The 4,752-nt window shown below is 68.3% G+C and carries 4 protein-coding genes; all 4 read left to right on the top strand.

Annotated features, from left to right (window positions below):
- Positions 1 to 791, top strand: a 791-nt coding sequence (locus Q4E95_RS11145) for a thiamine-monophosphate kinase (protein WP_303383375.1), incomplete at its 5' end; no start/stop codon positions are given.
- 22 nt (positions 792 to 813) lie between these two features.
- Positions 814 to 1,743 (top strand): DAK2 domain-containing protein, encoded by a 930-nt coding sequence (locus Q4E95_RS11140; RefSeq protein ID WP_303383374.1) that lies wholly within the window; start codon positions 814 to 816, stop codon positions 1,741 to 1,743.
- Entirely contained in the window at positions 1,740 to 4,007 is a 2,268-nt protein-coding gene (locus Q4E95_RS11135) for an ATP-dependent DNA helicase RecG (RefSeq protein ID WP_303383373.1), read from the top strand. Before Q4E95_RS11140 ends, Q4E95_RS11135 begins: the two co-directional genes overlap by 4 nt.
- Positions 4,004 to 4,609 (top strand): 16S rRNA (guanine(966)-N(2))-methyltransferase RsmD, encoded by a 606-nt coding sequence (gene rsmD / locus Q4E95_RS11130; RefSeq protein ID WP_303383372.1) that lies wholly within the window; start codon positions 4,004 to 4,006, stop codon positions 4,607 to 4,609. Before Q4E95_RS11135 ends, rsmD begins: the two co-directional genes overlap by 4 nt.
- The last annotated feature ends 143 nt before the right edge of the window (positions 4,610 to 4,752 follow it).

Genomic DNA, 4,752 nt, shown 5'->3' with positions numbered 1-4,752 from the left:
CCGCCATGGGAGCGGTTCCCACGTCCATGGTCGTGTCGCTGACCCTGCCCGGGAACACCCCCGTGCGCTGGGTGCAGGATTTCGCCGCCGGGCTGACGGAAGCCTTCGAGAGGCTCGGCGCCACGGAATGCGCCCTGGTGGGTGGGGATCTGGGGCGCGGGCGAGAACTGTCCGTGACCGCTACGGTCCTGGGGGTCATGGAGCGCGGGGAGCCCGTACTGCGCTCAGGAGCGGGCGCGGGGGGAACCCTAGTGCACGCGGGCGTTCTCGGACACGCTGCTGCCGGGCTCTGCTCGCTGGAAGCTCCGCCCGGCACCGGCTGGGATCACTATCCCGAGGTTGAGCGGAGAGAGCTCGAACGCGCACAACTGCGTCCCCGCGCCCCGATCGGTGCGGGGCCACGAGCGGCACGGGCCGGGGCGAGCGCCATGATCGACATCTCCGACGGGCTGCTACGGGACGCCGGCCGCGTGGCGCGAGCGAGCGGCGTCGTCATCGACCTGGATCCGGTCGCGCTGCAGGAGTCCGTGGCAATGCTGACGGAGGCCGGGCACGCCGCGGGTGCGGACCCGTGGCGCTGGGTGCTGACCGGCGGCGAGGATCACGGACTGCTGGCCGTCATTCCGCCCGGTGTTCAGGTTCCCCCGGGGATGCGTGCGATAGGCTCGTGTGCGCCCGCGGACCGCCGACAGGCGTTCCCCGGGGACAGCGCCGTCACCATTGCCGGGCAGGATCCGAGCCAATGGCTCGGCTACGACGTGGGTGAAGGATGGGATCATTTTGAGCCATAAAGGAGGCTCTACCGTATCGGCCGTGCGCGACTGGTTGGATTCCGCGCACCGTGCCCTGACGGAGCACACCGACGTGCTCAATGATCTCAATGTTTTTCCCGTGGCCGATTCGGACACCGGCGTCAATCTCAGCACCACGGTGGGCTACGCGACCGAGGCGGCACAGCTGATCGAAGGCAATGACATTGGCGAGCTGCTCCAACATGCCGGCCGCACCGCTCTGGAACAGGCCCGCGGAAACTCGGGCGTGCTCATGGCCTTGACGTTGACCGCCATGGGAACGTCCCTCGAAGGGTCCATGCGGGTCACAGCCGGCGAACTGCGCGATGCGTTCTCCGCCGCTCAGGTCCGCTGCTGGTCGGCCCTCACCGATCCGGTGGAGGGAACGATGATCTCCGTTCTCGATGCCGTGAGCAAGGTGTCCCTGCCCGAGACCTCCCCGGACGGCTCCAATCAGCAGCTCTCCGACTGGCTGGACCTGGTGATCGCCCGCGGGAACCACGCGGTGATCGACACGGTGGAGCAACTGCCGGTCCTGCACGAACGCGGCACCGTGGATTCCGGTGCGCTGGGCATGCTGATCGTGCTGGTCGAGCTCAGGGCAGCCCTGACAGGGGACGAGCAACGGCACAACCCGGTCCCGGACATCATCCGAGACTATTCCGACCACACCGGATACCAGGACAACCATGATTGCGCGGGCTTCGAGGTCATGTGCACCGTGAAACTCTCCGCCCTGGATGCCGCCGAACTGCGCCACGAACTGGACAGCGCCGGAGACAGCGTGCTGGTCAGCGCGGTGAGCGAATCGGACAACGACGAATACACGTGGCGCGTTCACGTGCACGTCGCAGACCCCGAGGAAGCACTCGCGCTCATGCGCGCTCACGGGCACGCGGTCAACGTGAGCGTGACCTCGCTGGGACCCGACGACCACCGGGTTTCCCCGTGACCAGCGGGGCCGCGCGGGTCTCGGCCTTCGCCGGGCTCCTGGACCAACCGCTGTCCCGCTACATTCCCGGTAATGCACCCACCGCCACGGTCAAGTTGCTCGAGAAGGATCTGGGCATCACCACCGTGGGTGGGCTGTTGGACTACGCGCCGCGCCGCTACATCCGCCGTGGCCACCTGCAGCTGCTGAGTGATCTGATCGCCGGGGAACGGACGTCCTTCGTGGCCCGCGTGGAATCCTCCTCGACGCGGCGCATGCAGCGGGACCCGCGCCGCAGCCTGACCGATGTGATCGTCTCGGACGGCACCGGGGCCAGCCTCAAAATCACGTTCTTCAACGCGTACACCGCCCAGAAAGAATTGCCGGTGGGAACCCACGCGCTGTTCACGGGTAAGCCCGAACTCTACCGCGGCCACCTGTCCATGACGGGCGCCGATTACGCCGTGGTGGACACCCCGGACTCCGTCACGGATTTCACGTCCCAATCCGGTGAGGTCTACCCCATCCCGGTGTATCCGGAAAGGGGCAAGCTCACCACCCCGCGGATCACGCGCGCTGTCCAGCAACTGCTGCTCACCGCAGACCTGGACTCGCTCACGGACCCGATTCCGCAGCACATCCTGGAGCGCGAGACACTCGTGGGCCTCGCGCAGGCCTACCGTGACCTGCACCGCCCGGAATCCGTGGACGCGTTCCAGGCGGCGCAAGAGCGTTTCCGGTACCAGGAGGCCTTCGTACTGCAAACGGAACTCGCGCGGCGTCGTCATGAGCACGCGTCCCAGCCCGTCGCCGAGCGCCCCGCCCGCGCGGACGGGCTCTTGTCCCGCTACGACGCCGCCCTGCCGTTCACCCTGACGGACGGTCAACAGGCGGTGGGTGAGCAGATCCGGGCCGAACTGGCCGGCACCGCCCCCATGAACCGCCTGCTCCAGGGCGACGTGGGTTCCGGTAAGACCGTGGTGGCCCTGCGCGCGATGCTCCAGATCGTGGACACCGGGGGTCAGGCGGCCATGCTTGCGCCCACCGAGGTACTCGCCCAGCAGCACTACGACAAGATCGTGACCTCTCTGGGCCCGCTCGCCCGCCCCGATCAACTCGACGGCGACCCGGACGGCACCAAGGTCGTGTTGCTGACCGGTTCCCTTCCCACGGCGGCCAAACGCGTCGCGCTCCTGGACATCGCCAGCGGCGCGGCCGGCATTGTGGTCGGAACGCACGCACTCATCCAGGAGAAAGTGCAGTTCGCGGACCTCGGCCTGGCGGTCGTGGACGAGCAACATCGCTTTGGCGTGGAACAGCGCGACGCGCTGCGCGACAAGGCCGGGCACACGCCCCACACCCTGGTCATGACGGCGACCCCCATCCCGCGCACCGTGGCCATGACGGTCTTCGGCGACCTGGACGTGAGCACCCTGCGCGAGCTGCCCGGGGGCCGCCGCCCCATCCACACCCACGTGGTGGGCCTGGCCGAGCACGGCCCCGCGTGGGAACGCCGCGTGTGGGCGCTCGCGGGCGAGCACATTTCGCGCGGCCGCCAGGTGTACGTGGTGGCACCCAAGATCGGCGACGACGCCGCCCTCCCGCCCTTCGATTCGCTGCGCGGCTCATTGCTCGCCGCCCAGGAGGCGGGTGATGATGGGGACGGCCCGGAACCGGCCACCGTCCAGTGGCTCGAACGGCTGATCAGCGCCCAACCGGAGCTGCGGGACGCCCGCATTGCCGTGCTGCACGGCCGCCAGGATCCGCTCGTGAAGTCCGAGACCATGAACCGGTTCGCGGCCGGTGAGATCGACGTGCTCATCTCCACCACGGTGATCGAGGTGGGAGTGGACGTGGCCAACGCCTCGCTGATGATCATGGTGGACCCGGAGCGCTTCGGGATCTCCCAGCTGCATCAGTTGCGCGGGCGCATCGGCCGTGGCGAGCACGAGAGCACGTGCTTGTTGGTGACCCGCAGCGACCCCGAGCATCCCGGCCGCGAACGGCTCGCCGCGGTGGCCGCCACCACGGACGGTTTCGAACTCGCGGAAGTGGACCTCCGGCTGCGCCGCGAAGGTAACATTCTGGGCGCGTCCCAGTCCGGTCGAAAGTCCGGGTTGCGCTGGATCAGTGCCCTGCGGGACGAGGCCTTGGTGGCCCGGGCCCGGGAGGATGCCGAAGCGGTCATTGCCGAGGATCCGCACTTGGCCCGGCACACCGAACTGCTAACCGCCATTGGTCGCGTGGTGGACGAGAACAGCCAAGCATTTTTGGAGCGCGGATGACACGCATCATTTCCGGAACCGCAGGTGGGCTGCGCATCAAGTCGGTCCCCGGGTCGGCCACCCGACCCACGACCGACCGCGTCAAGGAATCCCTGTTCGCACGCCTGGACGCATGGGGTATGTGCCGGGACGCCCGGGTGCTGGACCTGTTCGCCGGTTCGGGAGCCCTTGGACTCGAGGCGGTGAGCCGGGGAGCGCGTGAGGTGACCCTGGTCGAAAAGGCCGCCGGGGCAGCGTCGGTGTGCAGGGCCAATGCCCACGTGCTCGCCAGCGCCCGACCGGACGCCCTCATCACCACGGTGCAGTCTCCCGTGGCAACCTTCCTTGCGCGGCAGGGAAGTCATCGCTGGGACCTGGTGCTGGTGGATCCGCCGTACCCGCTGCCCAATGAGGACCTGACGGTGCTGCTGGCGCGCCTGGTGGGGCACCTCGGTTCGGGAGCGGTCATCGTGGTGGAACGATCCGGGCGCACCGAGGAACCCGAGTGGCCGACAGGATTGCAGCGCTTCGAGCACAGCACCCACGGTGAAACGGTGCTCTGGTACGTCGAGGAGACCCCGGATGAGGAATCCACTGAGAGCTCTGCCGACCGGGCGTCCTAGAAGCCGGTCCCGTGTGTTCCGGGCTACTGGTTCTGGGTCTCAGAGCGACAGCGCGAGATCGGCCATAGCCTTGCGCAGCACCTCCGAGCGCTTGCAGAACGCCAAGCGGAGCCAGTCCGAGTAGAGGTCGCGGTTGGCCTCAC

Source organism: Kocuria sp. (genome assembly GCF_030536815.1).
Classification (GTDB): Bacteria; Actinomycetota; Actinomycetes; order Actinomycetales; family Micrococcaceae; genus Kocuria; species Kocuria gwangalliensis.
Note: the sequence above shows the minus strand (reverse complement) of the source record. Positions and strands in the feature narration are given on the sequence as shown.